1 protein-coding gene is annotated in these 433 nt (G+C 63.3%); it reads right to left on the reverse strand.

Going from position 1 to position 433, the window contains the following annotated elements:
• Positions 1–433: pyridoxal-phosphate dependent enzyme (locus AC1DF0_RS32345; RefSeq protein ID WP_477577681.1), on the reverse strand; the 433-nt coding region annotated here is incomplete at both ends.

The following is a 433-nucleotide window of genomic DNA, read 5'->3' on the forward strand; positions in this document are numbered from 1 at the left end:
GAGCAAGGTGTCGTCCGGGCCGACGCTGACCACCCGGCCATCCTCGAAACGCCGCGCGATCAGGTCACGCAAATCGCCGTAGCGTTTGCGCGCAAGCAGGCCCTGATCGTTCATCCACTGGTCGTTGTAGATCTTCGACAGATAACGGGTGCCGGTGTCGCAAACGAAACTGACCACCCGCTTCGGCTCGGTCTGCTCGCGGCAGTAACGCAATGCCGCCGCCAGCAAGGTGCCAGTCGAAGAGCCGCCGAGAATGCCTTCGGCGCGCAGCAGTTGGCGGGCATGATCGAAGCTTTCCTCGTCGCTGATCGAATAGGCCTTGCGCACGCTGGAAAGGTCGGCAATCGACGGAATGAAATCCTCGCCGATGCCCTCCACCGCCCAGGAACCGGGCGTACCGAGGGTGCCGCTGCGGCTGTATTCGGCCATCACC

This window comes from Paenibacillus sp. 05T425, from assembly GCF_056396205.1.